This window comes from Pedobacter hiemivivus (genome assembly GCF_004331685.1).
GTDB lineage: Bacteria > Bacteroidota > Bacteroidia > Sphingobacteriales > Sphingobacteriaceae > Pedobacter > Pedobacter hiemivivus.
In genome coordinates this window covers 40,907-57,101 of the sequence record NZ_SJSM01000013.1, presented here as the reverse complement: position 1 = coordinate 57,101, position 16,195 = coordinate 40,907, and the positions used below count along the sequence as shown (strand labels likewise).

Genomic DNA, 16,195 nt, shown 5'->3' with positions numbered 1-16,195 from the left:
AGATTTCAAACATTTAATCTTAAGCAAATGATTCCTGTAACCAAACCATTTCTTCCAAAGGAAGAAGAATTTAGAGAATATCTTGATAGTATCTGGGAACGTCAATGGCTCACAAATAATGGCCCTTTACTAAATGACCTTGAATTAAAACTTAAGGAGTACTTAGATATAAAACACTTGTTATATGTTTGTAATGGCACTTTTGCATTACAACTGGCCATTAGGGCCTTACAGCTTACCGGTGAGGTAATCACTACGCCTTTTTCTTATGTTGCTACCACAAGTAGTATTGTTTGGGAAGGCTGCAAACCTGTGTATGTTGACATAGACCCTGAAACTTTTAACATCGACCCATCAAAAATTGAAGCGGCAATCACATCTCATACTTCGGCTATACTGGCTACCCATGTTTATGGAAATCCATGTGATATAGATGCGATCCAAAAAATAGCTGACAAATATGGTTTAAAGGTTATTTACGACGGAGCACATTGTTTCGGCACGAAGTACAGGAATAGATCTGTATTTGAATATGGTGATATTAGTACTACGAGCTTCCATGCGACTAAATTGTTTCATACGATTGAGGGTGGGGCTGTTTTTACTAAGGATCCGGACTTGTTGAAAAAGATGTTGTACATGCGAAATTTTGGACATAATGGTCCGGAAACATTCGAAGGTCTTGGTGTAAATGGTAAAAATTGTGAGTTTCATGCCGCTATGGGGCTTTGCAATCTAAAACACGTTGACCAAATACTGGAAAAAAGAAAGGAACTTTCGCTACATTATTTTGAAAGATTAGAAAATGTAAAAGCAACTTTTCCAAAGCTAAATCGCGATAAAGATTATAATTATGCTTATTTCCCAGTATTGTTTGAATCGGAAACACTGAGACAAAAATGTATGGTGAAACTCGAGCTCGCTAAAATATATTGTCGCAGGTACTTTTCGCCATCTCTTGCCACCCTACCCTACGTTAACCATACGGATGTACCCATATGCGACGATGTAGTGAAAAAAATAGTTTGTTTGCCACTTTACCACACTTTAACGCTTCCAGATCTGGACTTGATTTGCCGTATCATCCAAAGAACACAAAATTATGAATTGGCAGCTCCTGCAGAGAAGAAAGATTTCGGACTGCAGATCGCGGATAAAATTGAAACAGAAATTAACGAACTCCTCCCCAAAAAAGATTCTCTCTCTTAAGTTTCTGCCATACAGGCATCTTACAAAATTCTATTCACCTTTTAAAATATAAGAATATGAACATTTCATTTTCACCGCCGTTTATTGACCAAAATGTAATTAATGAGGTAGTAGATTCGCTTAAATCAGGATGGATTACTTCGGGGCCAAAGGTAAAAGAGCTTGAGAAAGAGGTTATTCGCTTAACAAAATCCAAAACTGCGATCTGTGTAAATTCATGGACTTCGGGCGCAATCATGATGTTAAAATGGTTTGGCGTAAAAGAAGGGGATGAAGTTATTATACCTGCATATTCTTATAGTGCCACTGCGCTGTGTGTAATGCATTGTGGCGCCACTCCGGTTATGGTTGATATATCAGATGACCTAACCATAGATCCGCAGCGTATAAGGCAGGCTATTACTTCAAAAACAAAAGCAATAATCGCTGTTGATATTGCTGGTTGGCCATGCGACTACAATATGATCAAAGCTTTACTTAAAGGCCCCAAGGTTAGAAGTTTATTTGTACCGGATTCGGAAAAACAAAGAAAATTGGGTCGAATACTTTTAATTTCGGATGCAGCCCATTCTATTGGTGCAACATATATGGGACATTCTGCTGCAGTATGCTGTGACATTACCATATTTTCCTTTCACGCTGTAAAAAATATCACTACAGGAGAAGGCGGATGCATATGCCTAAATTTACCTGGTAATTTTGATCACGAAGAGGAATATGATTTCTTAAAGATATTCTCGTTAAATGGCCAAAACAAAGATGCTTACACCAAATCTAAAGGTGGTAACTGGAAATATGATATTTTATATAAAGGCTTAAAAATCAATATGCCAGACGTTTGTGCAGCAATAGGCCTGGCACAGATAAAACAATACAAAAATATTTTATTGCCAGCGCGTAAAACCATCGCCACAAAATATTGCGATGTTTTTAGTAGCTATAGTTGGTTCATCCCACCATCACTAGAAGATTTTACAAGAGAGACTTCTTATCATATTTTTCCTTTGCGCATAAAGAATATTACGGAAGCCCAAAGAGATCAAATTATTGAAGAAATCGTTAGCCATGGGGTAATTGTAAATGTCCACTTCATACCTATGCCTATGTTAACTTACTTCAAGAAAACTGGGTATAATATTGCCGATTATCCAAACAGCTATAAACAGTATGCTTGCGAGATCTCATTGCCTATTTATCCCAATCTAACTAATGAAGATACCGATTACGTTATTGATGCTGTGATCAGTGCAGTACAATTACAACTTAAAAACAACAAATTACAGCAATTATTACACGTGGAGTAATCAATCTACTTGAATCATAATTACACAAAAAAGGGGGCTGTATCATCTAAAAATGATACAGCCCCCTTTTTTGTGTTTTATAAGGCAAAAAGCACGCAAGTAAATCAAGTTGGAAATTTATGGCTTAACAACTCATTGTATTTTTCGAGTAGTTTGATGTACTTGTTCATCCAATAATTGACGGAGCTTGAAAAAGATTCCGGTGAACTGTTGTCTCCATTTGTAAATTGATTCATATTGCTTCCTATTTCGTCGTCAATACGAGCAAAATCGTCCGGAAATTCCTTTGAAAAGTCATACTTAATGGCATTCCCAATCTTACAGATAATCTCAAAGCTTAAAGATTCCTGATCAAACCAATTGTATATGGTTCTTCTACTAACATGTAATTTTCTTGATAGCGCACTTATTCCCATATGATCTCTCCTAACAGCGCGCTCAATTACTTTACCTACATTTAAATCCATGACAAATAATTAATTTAGTTCATAAATTGATGATATTAGAATTCACAGGGATGAATCTCTCTTGTAGTTAGTTAATAATGTAATAGTCTATTTTTTCATATCTCGAGTTTTTACTTTTATAATCAGGTATTATTTCTTTCATCTTTTTAACCATAGCATAATCGTTATTTAGGTTGTTAAGAAATAGTAATTCTTCAATTACCTCCTGCACATAACGAATGCTAAGACTAATTGTTTTAGATATTTTAATTTTTGGATGATAAGTAGCGATTATTTGCTCCTCTACAAGTAATAACTCTTCATATAACTTCTCGCCAGGCCTTAATCCAGTAAAAATAATCTTAATATCCTTGTCAGGAGATAGGCCCGCCAATTTGATCATATTAGTCGCTAAATCAACGATTTTAACGGGTTCACCCATATCAAAAATATAGATCTCGCCCCCATTCCCCATGGCCGCGGCTTCGAGCACCAATTGAACCGATTCCGGTATAGTCATAAAATATCTTGTTATTTCCGGATGCGTAACTGTAACCGGTCCGCCACGTTCTATCTGTGCCTTAAATCGAGGTATTACTGACCCGTTAGAACCTAATACATTGCCAAATCTGGTGGTAATAAATTTAGTTCTATTTTCGACTTTAGCATCTACCTGCTCTACTTGATCACTCGATATGGACAAAGCCCTATCATTGTTTAAGGATTGTATATACATTTCGGCAAGACGTTTGGATGCGCCCATTATATTTGTAGGCCGAACGGCTTTATCTGTTGAAATCATTATAAACTTTTCTACGCCAGACTCTATGGCTAAATCCGATAAGTTTTTTGTCCCAAGTACATTGGTTAATATGGCTTCAGACGGATTATTTTCCATCATTGGTACATGTTTATAGGCTGCTGCATGAAAAATGATTTGTGGATGATATTCATCAAAAATGGCTTTCATTCTGGACCTATTCTGAATATTAGCCATTACTACATGTGTTTTTGCATGAGGAAAATCATCTTCAATCTCTAATTGCAAATCGTGCAAAGGTGTTTCTGCCTGATCGCAAAGGACAACGAACTCCGGATTAAAGTTTACAATCTGACGGACAATTTCTGATCCTATTGAGCCCGCAGCCCCAGTAATCAAAATCCGTTTTCCAACCATCTCTCTCAAAATATTACTTTTTGTAAGTACAATGGGCTCTCTATCTAATAAATCCTCTATTTTTAAGTCTTTAATTTGATTTGGCGTTAATTTACCATACAACCATTTATTAGATTGTGGTACAGTGACTACTTTTATGCCTAACTCAATGCATTTATCTAAAGTGCTTTTTTTACCATTTACGTTTAAATCATCACTTACAAAAAGGACCTTACTAATATTGAATTTATTCCTTAAGGTCTCAATGGATTTGGAATGATATACTTTTTTTTGTTCGATATATTTGTTTAGTTTGTCTTCATTATCATCAACAAAAGCGATTACATTTAACGCATTACCTTGACTGCCCTCTAAAGCCTTTTTAACTAAAATTGAATCACTACCGGAGCCATATATTAAAATATTCTCTTTCTTCTCGGTAGGCTCCAGTGCCCTTATGAAAACAAATAAGCTCTTTACAACGACTCTTAAAATAATTAATAATGATGATGATACGAAAAAATTCATAATCAATACTTCTGGAACCCATTTAGATGGCGCATAGAAGTGTAAGACTGAGCATACTTTGATTACAATGGCAAAAACAAAATTAGTTAACAATACTGCCATAAATATTCGAATAATATCTTGTGTATTAGAATACCTAATGATGCCAGTATGTATGCGCATGCTCATGAATACACCAACAGAGACTAAACTATATAACCCAATATAGATAAAGGTATTTATATAAAATAGCTGCGTATACTCGAACTTGTTAATTAACAAGAAAGACATAAAAAGAGTCCAAATAATAATAATTTGATCTATCAATAAGATCAACCAGCGCGAATACGTTTTGTCGCCGAACATTAGTTTTTTCATAAAAAAATAATTAGATTATTAATTGAAACAACTTCACGCTAAAACCTCAACCACAGCGCGATAAAGTGGAAAGAAATCAACATTCGCATCTTTATCAATCCCTTGTTGTTTAACCAACAGGTCATAAACAGAATGATTAACGATATGTCGTAAACTTCTATAATCCAGAAATAGATCTGAGAATGAAGATTTCCATTTGAATAATGAATCTTCTTTTAAGCCAAGCCCCCCTCCAAGGTGCATATATTTCATTCCTTCATTTCGCCCCAACAGGCTAATTTCATCCACTAAAAATTTAGCAGGAGATTCCCTTAAATATGAACTTTTGGTTGCAATCAAATGTCCCTGAATAATGCCATGGGTAAAAGTAACAATCGTCCCACACATGATTTCATTATTGACACAAACCAATAATAAGCGACAATCAAATTCAGTTGAATTAATTAGATCAAGGAAGTACTGCCGATTAAACAAGTAATAGTCTGTAGATTCAATACGTTGCATATTTTCTGCATACATTTCAATAAAGACATCAATATCCCCAAGCTCCTTACTTTCCCTAATAAAAAATCCCTTTTTCCAACTTCTTTTTACCGAACGATAGGTGTCTGAACTATATTTTTTGCGTTGAAAATCAATAGGCAAAGTTAAGTCTAGCGCCACTGTCCTCCCATTTTTATAAACCTTGTTAAAACCACTAACCAGTCTATCCTGATCAAAAAAAGGATGCAACCTGGAGAAGACCGAAACAATTTTCCCCGTTTCAAGGAAGTTTGAAAATGCTTTTTTAAAGTTATTTATCAGAACCTCACTTAAGTATTGATTCTCCTTATTGGCTATTGGTCCCACATAACCGTATACGGAACCTAAATCAAAAAAAGATGAGTCTGGAATCTTCCTCTTTAAGCAAGGAAATGCAATATAATCGCCACCTTCCTCGTAAACCAAAAGGATACCAATACCACTTTTGTCCAAGGCATGATAATGCCAGGTATGATAAAAATCATAAACAAATGCATTTTTGACATAGAAATCCCATTCCTTTTTTTGAGATAATGTAATTACTTTAATCATAACGCTAGTTTTTTCAGTACTACGGACACTATTCTTCTTGTTGAAGGGATCCCCCTCCTATTAAGACAACTACGACAACAACTTTTCCAAAACTATATATTTACCTTTTCTTTCAAATTCATTAAATCCAAGCTTCTTACAGGCATTCAATGCAGCTTGATTGTTCGCATTTACTTCAGTAAGGCATCTTTTAAAGCCTTTATAAATTAAATCGACAAAACAAAAATCAACCAGCCTTCTTCCATACCCCATTTTTCGTGTTGAAGGTGAAACTACCGCCATTGATACAAACGCAAGTTTATTTTCGTAGTCGTTGGCGTAATATGCCAAGAAAGCAAGTAAAACATCGTTCTCCATTATAGAGATTAAACATCCCTTTTCGATGATTTTATCAATGTAACCATTCAAATCACCAAGTTCATATGTTCCACTGCCATCATTGATCAATGGATACATCATGTCGTAAATTTTTGATTTCATTTTGAGATTGGGTTTGAAATATAACAGAACAATCAGATTATTAACTCAAAACAGTTGTATGCTAAAACCTTAGCTACAGCACGATAAAGTGGAAAAAAATCAATAGTTGCATTTTTTTCAATTCTTTGTTTCTGAACCAGAGTCTGATAAACGGAATCATTAACGATATGTCGGAAGCTTTTATAATCCAGAAAAAGGTCGGAGAAAGATGATTTCCAATTAAATAAAGTATCTTCTCTAAAGCCTAGCCCACCACCGAGATGCAAATATTTCATTCCCTCTTTACGACCTAAGACCGTAATTTCATCTATTAAAAGTTTAGCTGGGGATTCAATTAGGTAGGCTTCTTTAGTGCCTACCAGATGCGCCTGAATAATGCCATGCGTAAAAGTAATGATCATACCACATACGACTTCATCTTTTAAACTCACCAACAGCAAACGACAATCGAAATCATTGGAGTTAATCAGATCAAAAAAGTATTGCCTGCTAAATAGGTAATAATCTGTAGAGTTAATGCGCGCCATGTTTTCCAAATAGATATCAATAAACGTATTGACATCTGCGTCCTGTTTTGTTTCTCTTATTGAAAAGCCTCTTTTCCAACTTTTTCTAATAGCACGATAGGTCGAGGAACTATATTTTTTACGTTGAGATACAATAGGCAAAGTTAAATCTAGTGCTACTGTCTTTCCATTTTCATAAATTCCGTTAAAACCACTCACCAGTCTATCTTGATCAAAAAAAGGATGTAACCTGGAGAAGACCGAAACTATTTGCTCATTTTTCAGAAAGTTTAAAAATGCTTTTTTAAAATTGCTTATCAGAGCTTCACTTAAGTATTGATTTTCTTTGTTAGCTATTGGCCCTACATAACCATATACGGAACTTAAATCAAAAAAAGATGAGTCTGGGATCTTCCTTTTCAAACAAGGAAATGCAATAAAATCTCCATCTTCCTCGTAAACCAGAAGAATGGCAACACCGCTTTCATCCAAGGTATGATAATGCCAGGTATGATAAAAATCATGAATAAAGGCATTCTTAACATAGAAATCCCATTCCTCTTTTTGGGATAAGGTAATTACTTTAATCATAATACTAGTTTTTGCAGTAAATAATACGGTTACAATTTTCCGCGTTAAAAAGGCCGACCTCCTTTAATTCAAGCTGTAGTGCTTCAGGAGATTTTCTTTATTTGATTCTTTATTCTTTTTCGTGGATCTAGTGAATATGACTTCTTTTTGCCGCCGGGCATCCCTCAACTTATATGTTTCATGATATAGCCATAGTGAAATAAACAATACTAAATAATTATCAAAATAGCTATGTTCTGTTAACATAAACAGGACCAACGAAAATGATAAGAAGAAAATTATTGGATTATCTTTAAAATAATGTACGCCCTTAACCAACAGGTATCCATACATCCACATGAAATAGAGTAAGGCAAAAATTCCTGCTTCACCCATGATCATTAAAAATGTATTGTGCAGGCTTTCTTTGCTAAACGAATGATATCCATTGCCCCAAATTGGATTGCTTAGAATTTTATCGTAATAGTATCTCCATGTTTCTGTACTGCTGGAGAAATCAAATTTATCGCCAAAAACTAGAAATACAACAAACAAAGCCACGCACATGGCTACTTTATAAATGTTCTTATAATGTACAAATACAGACAAAAGATTGATCAATAACCATATCAACAAAAATGTTCGTGAAAAAGTAACCAGACCAGCAATAGAAAACAAAATTTGCCCGGCTATTTTAAGCTTTTGATTTTCTATTGACAAACCGAAAATATAACCTAAAAGGCAGGCATAAGCAGCAAAATTTGCATTTAAATAAAAACCAGTGCTCCCCATTCCTATACCTACTACAAAAATAGCTTCGTAAATTATGCTTAAACTCCCAATAAGTAGCAGACAATATATATCCGTGTTTTTGACATCCCTTACTAAATTGGACACCATTATTATAAAAACAAAATACTTCATAAAAGTGACCAAAAGCATCTCGAAGAAGTGGGAGCTAACGATCAGGCAAATCAAAGAGAATAAAAGTCCAAATACAATAAAGGGGATTACGGGTTTATGATGATCTGTAGATAAGTAATAAATAATGATCAATAAAAAAGTGCTGTAACTTAAAATCGATCCAACTGCAGGGTTGATATGGACCATTAAATAACTCGGTAGATTGCAGAAAATTAATAGCAAAATGAGTAACCTAAGATATTTCATGTTCGCATTTTTTTTAAATTGACTACAGTATGGTTAAAAACTCATTTTTGCTGATTGCCATCTTCATAAACCCATTTTTTTTATTTTCGCCTATAGATTCAAAACCTACTTTTTGATAGGCTTTCCAAGCTGGTACATTTAACGGATTTACTTCCAATGAAACGTTTTCCAAATTCAATTCTGAAAAAGCATAGGCTAATATGAGTTTTGTGGCACTTTGCGAAATACCCCGCCCCCAAAAGCTCTTTTCTCCAATAAATATATGGTAAGAGGCTTTTTCGCCATCAATATCGAGTAATTGAATATTGCCTATGTATTGATCATTTTCTTCTAAACAAATTGCAAATCTTTTTTCATTTACTCTGCTTAATTTAGCTTTCAGCCATTCTTCTTCTAGCTCTGGCGATATATACAGATCGGGCTGGTACTCGGTGTACTCCCATACTTCAGGATCATTACGCCAGTTAAATGATGTTTTGGCATCAGCTAATACCAATGGTCTTATGTATATAGGAGTCATATAATTTTAGTTAAAACAGCTAGCATATAAGCCATATCCTCTAAATCATAACGATGATCCATCGGTAGGTAAATTACGTTTTTGGCTAACTTATACTCTAGTGTATCCTGGGTAGTCCATCTAAAAACATTAGGCCAATAGGTAGGAACAAATATTTTTTTCTCTAAGAGTTTTGCTTTTACATCAGCTTTTGAAATCAATAAAGGATAAAGCATCGCTGGTGTTGAAGTTGGAAACTCCATACCTAACTCATTAATAGAGGATAATTTTTCGTGTAAGTAGGTAAAATTTTCGATGCGTCTATTTTTGCAAACTTGGTAATCAATATTTGAAAGAACAGCTTGTGTTAACGAAGACATTGATTTAATTTCATTACCGATAAAGTCCAGCTCATTCTCTATAAAATCGGCATAACCATGCTCTATACTATGATCAATGCTTGTAATCAAATGAGAGAACCGATTGGTAGAAACATCGTTTTCAGGGGATAAGCGTTCATCCGAATTGATTTGAAGATAGGCGCCATCTGGAACGCCGAAAAATTTTCGACAAGAATAAAAAGTGTCTATTTTAGGGACTGGTTCTGAAAAAAAGGCCTGCGCATTATCAATAATCAAATGAGGAACAGTATCGCTTAATTTCTTTACAGCATCTTGTTTTAGCCCAAAATAGTTATTGTATACAACACATTCTGTTGATCCAACTTCAAAATCAAATATGGGTTCCAGTTGTGCATCAATATGGTAAAATTGATATGGAATATTCAATTTTACCATAGGCTCCAGTAAAACTTCGCAAGTAAAGTATGGGATATATACTTTCGTGTACTTTTTAACTTCAAGAATGTACTGCAAAGCATTTCTTGAGGTATTTAACTTGATGAGATCTGGATAATATTCCCTGCCATTAGCGAGATGTAGTTGAAAATACCCGCCCATACTTTTAGTTTGTGACTTTTGCGCTTGCATACCATCAATTTTGATTAGCTTTTCTTTATTTAACCTTGTCCAGGTTGATACATTCTTAAATGAACCGGTTGATAAAATTCATATAGATTTGCTGGGATGCGTGCATTATAACCAACAACTTGTCTCAAATCTTCGCTAAGCGTTTCTCCAAATTCGTACCCTAAGAATCTCGGAAAATCAAATTGAGGCTTAAAGAAGGGTTTAGTAAAACTTAGCGTAATTACTCTCCGTGGGTTTTCTGTATAATTTTTACCCGCAGCATGCCATAAATTAGAGTCAAATAAAATAATACTGCCTCTTTTTGCAATTGCCCGATCAGCATGTTTATAGAAATATTCATCATCGGGTTTAACATCCTCTTTATGTGAACCAGAGAGTAAATAAGTTGCACCATTGTCAAGAGTAAAATCATCTAACAACACAATCATTTGTATCATCATTTTTAAATTGCCAGTAAAGGTTCTTAAATCACGATGTACATTTTGAACATATGGACGGTCATTTTTCATATTAATAACCCCACTCATTCCGTTTAAAATATATTTTCCATCTAAAAAATGGCGCATTTCTTTGTCACAAAACATTTGTTCTAAAAAATATAATCCAAAATTGTCTCGCTCTAATACGTGATGGAGTGTTCCCTCCATACTGGTATCAATGCCATTTTCTATTTGAATCTGACGCCTTGTATCATAAGCACCAGTAAAGTCATTTATTATTCCATCTACCAATTCCTCACTTAAAGCATTCTCATAAACAACCCAGCCATATTGACCAACTGCACTTTCGAAATCAGCTACAGTAGCTTCCGCGTAGTTAAATTTATTTTTCATGAGTATATAATTTAGTTCTAAATACTTCTGTACAAGGGGAAATAATTACTATCGGGATTGACCTTTTTTTGCTCAACCAATTGATCATAGATCTGTTCATCAGCAATATAACACCAGATATAGTCTTTTAAAAAGAGATCAGAAAATAGTGATTTAAACATAAATAGAGTATCTTCCTTACCTCCAACACCACCACCCAAATGAAAATACTTCATACCAAGCGTTCTCCCAATTACACTAATTTCATCCGTTAATAGCTTACTTGGAGATAAGTGGATGTGTGACGCGCTAGTTGCCGATAAGTGATTTCTAATAATGCTGTCTGTCCATATTATGGTGGATCCGCAAATCATTTCATCACCATCGTATATCAATATTAAGGTACATTTTAAGTCTGGATTATTAAGTAAGGAAGTAAAATATGCTTCGTCAAAAAAATAGCTTTTATCGGCTGAAAGCCTTAACATATTTTTATTGTACATGCTGGTAAATAGTCGAATCTCTTCCTGGGTATTGGCTTCTTTTATGAGGTATTCCTTTTTCCGAAGTTGACGGATTTGCCGATATAATCTTTTATCATATCTTGCTCTTTGCTCTTCTAATGATTGCGTCAAATCCATATATATAGTTCTTCCGTTGCTCCTGAGCCCCCCTATTTTTTCTAATAAGAAAGATTGATTGATAAATGGATTTAATCTGGAAAACACACTTACAGCTTGATTATCCTTCATAAAACTGAAAAAAGAATTCTTAAAGTTTTCAATCAAGCTGTTGCTAAGTAACTCAAATTTTTCATTAGAAATAGGGCCAGCATATCCATAGCTTGAAGTAAAATCGCTATAATTTACAAGCTCAATCCTTCTTTTTAGAAGAGGTAAAGCAATGAATGTTTCTCCCTCTTCGTAAACAAAGAGAATTGGGTCTCCTCTTTTATCTAAAGTGTGATAATGAAGGGTATGGTAAAAATCATAATTAACTGCTTTTCTGACATAATTAAGCCATTTGTCAGGGCTTTCACTCGTAATTACTTTGTATTCCAGAGCGGGTAAATAATTTTCTATATGAGCCATTTTCGTGTATTTTTTAGTCCACTTGCATGATTTTAAGCATTTCTGCATTTACCAGATTAACATCAAACTTTTCCTTTGCAAAGCTTCTTCCGTTTAGTCCGTAAGTGAGAATATTTTTCGTATGTTTTAAATAGTACTCCATTTTCGAGGCAAGGGCAGCTACATTCTTTATAGGAATTAAAAAACCATTACGTTGCTTAGCCGCAGTATTTACAGTTTCTCTACACCCCACAGAATCGCAGGTAATAATTGCTCTACCCATGGCCATTCCTTCCAATATACACCTGGGCACCCCCTCACCATAGTAAGATGGTAATACCAAGATAGAAGCCTCTTTAATATATGGTCTTACATCATCAACTGGTCCTAAGTACTCAATTACTTCTCCGGACCTTATACTGGCATATAACTCTTTATTTATCGAATCAATATTATCATCGTAAGAACCAATGAGTTTAAATCTTACATTGGAAAATTTTTGGCGGATTAACTTGGCAGCTTCATAAAACTCTTTAATGCCTTTAGCATTTATTAAACGCGAGATCATCAAGAAACTAATCTGTTTAATTTCGGGAGGAGAATAATCGTAATGTGTTAAATCTACACCGGAACCGTTAACGACAAAAGCCTGATGTTTTACGCCAATTATTCCAGATGCCATTAATTTTTGATAATCATCTCTATTTTGAAAAATGATTCGGATTCTTTTGCTTGAACTTAGGCTAAACTTTAACAATACTCTGGTTATCGTACTTACCAGCCGCTTCTTAGGGGGCTTATCGGCAAAATTATAACCTAATCCAGTTAGCATAGGAGTAATACGACCTATTTTACACAATTTCGCTACAATGGTTCCATATATTACTGGTTTAAATGTATATGGAAAAAATATATCCGGTTTAATTTCTTTGATCAGATTATACAACTGTATGATGTATTTAAGATCAGACAAAATAGAAACATTACTGCCATTTAGCTTATTCTCGTGTACAGTGACATTCATGATTTGTAACCTTTCCCTAACATGTTGTTGTGAAATTTTTGGCGTAAAAACATGTACATCATTTTTCATAAGTAGCTCTTCAATGAGCTTACCACGAAAATCCAGTAGGGTTCTCGATGAATCACAAGCAATCAGTACTTTCTTTCTGTTATCTATCATGACAATGAATTAAAAAGGTTGTTAAACCACAAGGCCACCTGACTTACAGTCAGATGGCCTTGCACAGCTATTTAAATTTGTTCTAGATATTATAATGTTGCACCTGATCCATTGGTAACAACCGCTGGAACATTTGCTGCAGTATTGAATCCAGTTTTGTATTCGTAAGTTGGCACCCAGCTTGAAGCAGCGGTAGTAATGATATTTTTACCACAGTTATCAAATATATTGGTGCTTAAACCACTAATAACGCCAGCTTGCGGACTAAGCTCCGTTCTGATTGGAAGCGTTGTATTTTTGAAATAATTGTTATCCACTCTAACTGTTGCACCCATCAATGAGCTCATAAATCCAGCATTGTCAAGGTAGTTATTGAATACGTGAACAGTTCCATATCTTACATTTGGACAACGCTCTGAAACATTATAGAAGTAGTTATTATGTACGGTAACATGAAGTTTACCAACAGATTCTGGTTCAGTATAGCTAAAGCCAATTAGCATTGCTTTATGATTATCATGTAGTTTATTCCATGATAAAGTAATATAGTCAGCACCAGTTCCAACATCTAGCAATCCATCGTAATAATCCCAGTCACTTACAAGCTCTGATGAAAGTTCATTATGATCTACCCAGATGTGGTGAGAACCTTCTTTTATAATAATGTTTGAATAGGTCTTCACTTTACTGATATTCATATTTCTGATAATAATATTGTTCTTTCCGTAAATAAACAAACTTGCACCGATCAACTTTGATCCTTTAAGGCCAAGTATAGTTTTATTTGAAGCTACACGAAGTAATCCTGTACCAGTAATTGTTCCTGAAACCTGGATAATCATCGGTGAGCTCGAAGCTACAGCTGTTTGTAGTGCAGCAAAAGTTGTTACTGTTACAGTTTGACCACCTTTACCACCGGTTGTTTGACCATTAACAGATGCATAACCAATTGGCACGTCTCCCGTAACTGGAGCAACTGGAGTTGTAGGATCTGTTGGAGTTGTAGGGGGTGTTGTGGGCGGCGTTGTAGGAGTTTGTCCATTTACGGTATAAGTATATTTCTTACCGTTTGTTTTCGGATTTGAATTGTCCGAAGCCGATAGGAATAAGAAACCTGTTTTATGACTGAAACGTCCTTTTCCTTTAGTTCTGATCTCTTCATGTGAAGTATGCGCAGGGCCTATTTCAACACCATTTTCAAATACTTTAACAGTAGATACTGTAGGTTTATCATTCGTATCACTAATTAATTTAGAATCCATTGGAATTCTAACTGCAAAACCTCCGTCAGATACAGCTTGTGATACATTTACTGTCATCACTGACGTACTAGATGACCCATCTCCACTCACATATCCGGTATCATTAATACTACCAGACAACTCTTCAGGAACTGCAGGGCTATCTTTTTTACATTGACTAAACATTAAAACTGCTGACAGCAATACACTTAGTACACACACGTTTTTCAAATTTTTTCTCAATCTTTCCATTAATACAATTTTTTTAATACCCCTTTAACGGGGGGTCCAAAAAAAAATTGTATCTTAAAAGTTACAGAGAACAATGTAACAAATGTACTCACATTGGGGAAAATTGTCCCCACATATAAATAAAGGCCGCTTTTCAGCTAATATAGCAAGTGTAAAGTAGATTTACAATTAATCTCAAATGACATTAAAATGACTATTTATGGTGAAAGAAAAGTTAAATTCTTGTGCTAAAAATGGAGTTTTGGTCTGATATTTTGATCCTTGAACGCTTTTTCACCTCCTTATCAGGGCAATAGAACATTTTATACCATTCCACAAAATTACGTACCCCTTCTTTTACTGATATTTTAGGTGTATAGTTTAATTCGTTCTTTAATCCTGAGATATCAGCCCATGTATCGGCTACATCACCATCTTGCATCGGTAGATATTCTTTATTAGCTATAACACCAATGTTACTTTCTATTTCATTGATAAATTCCAAAAGACTCACTGGAGCTCCTCTTCCTATATTAAACACACTGAATGGAGCTTTCGAACTTGCAGGATCAGGCTCAAAGGCATTCCAGGTTGCATTGTGCACTGCCGGTTTGTCTATTAGATGCACTATGCCTTCTACTATATCATCAATGTAGGTAAAATCTCTGCTCATGTTTCCATTGTTAAAAACCCTTATTGGCTTGCCTTCCATTATTGCTTTGACAAAAATAAATAAAGCCATATCGGGTCTGCCCCAGGGACCATAAACAGTAAAGAAGCGTAAGGCTGTAGTTGGCAGATTAAAAAGATGGCTATAAGCATGTGCCATGAGCTCATTACTTTTTTTAGATGCTGCATATAAGGATATAGGATGATCTACATTATTATTGACAGAAAAAGGCATTTTCTTATTTAAGCCATAAACACTTGAAGAACTTGCATACAACAGATGCTTAATTTTTGCGTGTCTGCAACATTCTAAAACATTCAAGAATCCAACAATATTCGATTCAATGTAGGCCTCGGGGTTGGTAAGACTATATCGTACCCCTGCCTGTGCGGCTAAATTACAGACAGCATCTATCTTGTATTCACTGAATATGTTTTGCAACGCTGTTTTATCTGTCAGATCGGCCTTAACAAATTTATAACCAGGATATTTTACACTTTCTACTTCTTTTCCATATTGGATTTGACTTTGCGATATCCCATGTTCGTTTAATCTGGAATATTTTAAATTTACGTCGTAGTAATCATTTATGTTATCAACCCCAATTACCTCATCCCCTCTTTCTAATAAATGTTTTGCTAAATGAAAACCGATGAAGCCGGCTGTTCCTGTTACTAAAATTTTCATAATCTGTTGGTTT

15 protein-coding genes are annotated in these 16,195 nt (G+C 34.9%); 2 read left to right on the top strand and 13 right to left on the bottom strand.

Annotation, left to right across the window (positions count from 1 at the left end; all coding sequences use genetic code 11):
• Positions 1-27: 27 nt before the first annotated feature.
• Positions 28-1,209, top strand: coding sequence for a DegT/DnrJ/EryC1/StrS family aminotransferase (locus EZ444_RS18435; protein WP_131610620.1), 1,182 nt, complete (start codon positions 28-30; stop codon positions 1,207-1,209).
• A gap of 56 nt (positions 1,210-1,265) precedes the next feature.
• The gene (locus tag EZ444_RS18430) at positions 1,266-2,513 is read left to right on the top strand and encodes a DegT/DnrJ/EryC1/StrS family aminotransferase (protein WP_131610619.1); all 1,248 of its coding nucleotides are present in this window, start codon (positions 1,266-1,268) and stop codon (positions 2,511-2,513) included.
• A gap of 104 nt (positions 2,514-2,617) precedes the next feature.
• Here EZ444_RS18430 and EZ444_RS18425 read toward each other — a convergent pair whose 3' ends face one another.
• The 13 genes from EZ444_RS18425 to EZ444_RS18365 form a co-directional block, all read right to left on the bottom strand.
• A complete protein-coding gene (locus EZ444_RS18425; RefSeq protein WP_131610618.1) occupies positions 2,618-2,980 on the bottom strand; it encodes a helix-turn-helix domain-containing protein in 363 nt (120 codons plus the stop codon).
• Positions 2,981-3,047: 67 nt separating this feature from the next.
• Positions 3,048-5,000 carry a polysaccharide biosynthesis protein gene (locus EZ444_RS18420; protein ID WP_131610617.1) on the bottom strand — a complete coding sequence of 651 codons (1,953 nt, stop codon included), beginning with the start codon at positions 4,998-5,000 and terminating at the stop codon, positions 3,048-3,050.
• 33 nt (positions 5,001-5,033) lie between these two features.
• Positions 5,034-6,074 carry a GNAT family N-acetyltransferase gene (locus EZ444_RS18415; RefSeq protein ID WP_131610616.1) on the bottom strand — a complete coding sequence of 347 codons (1,041 nt, stop codon included), beginning with the start codon at positions 6,072-6,074 and terminating at the stop codon, positions 5,034-5,036.
• Positions 6,075-6,143: 69 nt separating this feature from the next.
• Positions 6,144-6,554 (bottom strand): GNAT family N-acetyltransferase, encoded by a 411-nt coding sequence (locus EZ444_RS18410; RefSeq protein WP_131610615.1) that lies wholly within the window; start codon positions 6,552-6,554, stop codon positions 6,144-6,146.
• Between the two features lie 32 nt (positions 6,555-6,586).
• The gene (locus EZ444_RS18405) at positions 6,587-7,651 is read right to left on the bottom strand and encodes a GNAT family N-acetyltransferase (protein WP_131610614.1); all 1,065 of its coding nucleotides are present in this window, start codon (positions 7,649-7,651) and stop codon (positions 6,587-6,589) included.
• A gap of 63 nt (positions 7,652-7,714) precedes the next feature.
• Complete coding sequence (locus EZ444_RS18400; protein ID WP_131610613.1) at positions 7,715-8,740, bottom strand: O-antigen ligase family protein; 1,026 nt, start codon at positions 8,738-8,740, stop codon at positions 7,715-7,717.
• 82 nt (positions 8,741-8,822) lie between these two features.
• Positions 8,823-9,320 (bottom strand): GNAT family N-acetyltransferase, encoded by a 498-nt coding sequence (locus EZ444_RS18395; protein ID WP_131610612.1) that lies wholly within the window; start codon positions 9,318-9,320, stop codon positions 8,823-8,825.
• A complete protein-coding gene (locus EZ444_RS18390) occupies positions 9,317-10,288 on the bottom strand; it encodes a hypothetical protein (RefSeq protein WP_131610611.1) in 972 nt (323 codons plus the stop codon). The genes EZ444_RS18395 and EZ444_RS18390 overlap by 4 nt, the downstream gene beginning before the upstream one ends.
• A gap of 29 nt (positions 10,289-10,317) precedes the next feature.
• Positions 10,318-11,121, bottom strand: coding sequence for a phytanoyl-CoA dioxygenase family protein (locus EZ444_RS18385; protein ID WP_131610610.1), 804 nt, complete (start codon positions 11,119-11,121; stop codon positions 10,318-10,320).
• A gap of 17 nt (positions 11,122-11,138) precedes the next feature.
• The gene (locus tag EZ444_RS18380) at positions 11,139-12,191 is read right to left on the bottom strand and encodes a GNAT family N-acetyltransferase (protein WP_225874766.1); all 1,053 of its coding nucleotides are present in this window, start codon (positions 12,189-12,191) and stop codon (positions 11,139-11,141) included.
• A gap of 13 nt (positions 12,192-12,204) precedes the next feature.
• Positions 12,205-13,353: a glycosyltransferase family 4 protein gene (locus EZ444_RS18375; RefSeq protein ID WP_131610609.1), complete on the bottom strand. Its 1,149-nt coding sequence runs from the start codon at positions 13,351-13,353 to the stop codon at positions 12,205-12,207.
• Positions 13,354-13,442: 89 nt separating this feature from the next.
• A complete protein-coding gene (locus EZ444_RS18370) occupies positions 13,443-14,846 on the bottom strand; it encodes a pectate lyase family protein (protein ID WP_131610608.1) in 1,404 nt (467 codons plus the stop codon).
• A gap of 214 nt (positions 14,847-15,060) precedes the next feature.
• Complete coding sequence (locus tag EZ444_RS18365) at positions 15,061-16,182, bottom strand: NAD-dependent epimerase (protein ID WP_131610607.1); 1,122 nt, start codon at positions 16,180-16,182, stop codon at positions 15,061-15,063.
• Positions 16,183-16,195 lie beyond the last annotated feature (13 nt).

What these genes read in the sequence shown, in the direction of transcription:
- EZ444_RS18370 (WP_131610608.1), bottom strand. Translation starts at nt 14,846, where the DNA reads ATGGAAAGATTGAGAAAAAATTTGAAAAACGTGTGTGTACTAAGTGTA.
- EZ444_RS18415 (WP_131610616.1), bottom strand. Translation starts at nt 6,074, where the DNA reads ATGATTAAAGTAATTACATTATCTCAAAAAAAGGAATGGGATTTCTAT.
- EZ444_RS18390 (WP_131610611.1), bottom strand. Translation starts at nt 10,288, where the DNA reads ATGCAAGCGCAAAAGTCACAAACTAAAAGTATGGGCGGGTATTTTCAA.
- EZ444_RS18405 (WP_131610614.1), bottom strand. Translation starts at nt 7,651, where the DNA reads ATGATTAAAGTAATTACCTTATCCCAAAAAGAGGAATGGGATTTCTAT.
- EZ444_RS18435 (WP_131610620.1), top strand. Translation starts at nt 28, where the DNA reads ATGATTCCTGTAACCAAACCATTTCTTCCAAAGGAAGAAGAATTTAGA.
- EZ444_RS18410 (WP_131610615.1), bottom strand. Translation starts at nt 6,554, where the DNA reads ATGAAATCAAAAATTTACGACATGATGTATCCATTGATCAATGATGGC.
- EZ444_RS18420 (WP_131610617.1), bottom strand. Translation starts at nt 5,000, where the DNA reads ATGAAAAAACTAATGTTCGGCGACAAAACGTATTCGCGCTGGTTGATC.
- EZ444_RS18425 (WP_131610618.1), bottom strand. Translation starts at nt 2,980, where the DNA reads ATGGATTTAAATGTAGGTAAAGTAATTGAGCGCGCTGTTAGGAGAGAT.
- EZ444_RS18430 (WP_131610619.1), top strand. Translation starts at nt 1,266, where the DNA reads ATGAACATTTCATTTTCACCGCCGTTTATTGACCAAAATGTAATTAAT.
- EZ444_RS18380 (WP_225874766.1), bottom strand. Translation starts at nt 12,191, where the DNA reads ATGGCTCATATAGAAAATTATTTACCCGCTCTGGAATACAAAGTAATT.
- EZ444_RS18400 (WP_131610613.1), bottom strand. Translation starts at nt 8,740, where the DNA reads ATGGTCCATATCAACCCTGCAGTTGGATCGATTTTAAGTTACAGCACT.
- EZ444_RS18375 (WP_131610609.1), bottom strand. Translation starts at nt 13,353, where the DNA reads ATGATAGATAACAGAAAGAAAGTACTGATTGCTTGTGATTCATCGAGA.
- EZ444_RS18395 (WP_131610612.1), bottom strand. Translation starts at nt 9,320, where the DNA reads ATGACTCCTATATACATAAGACCATTGGTATTAGCTGATGCCAAAACA.
- EZ444_RS18385 (WP_131610610.1), bottom strand. Translation starts at nt 11,121, where the DNA reads ATGAAAAATAAATTTAACTACGCGGAAGCTACTGTAGCTGATTTCGAA.
- EZ444_RS18365 (WP_131610607.1), bottom strand. Translation starts at nt 16,182, where the DNA reads ATGAAAATTTTAGTAACAGGAACAGCCGGCTTCATCGGTTTTCATTTA.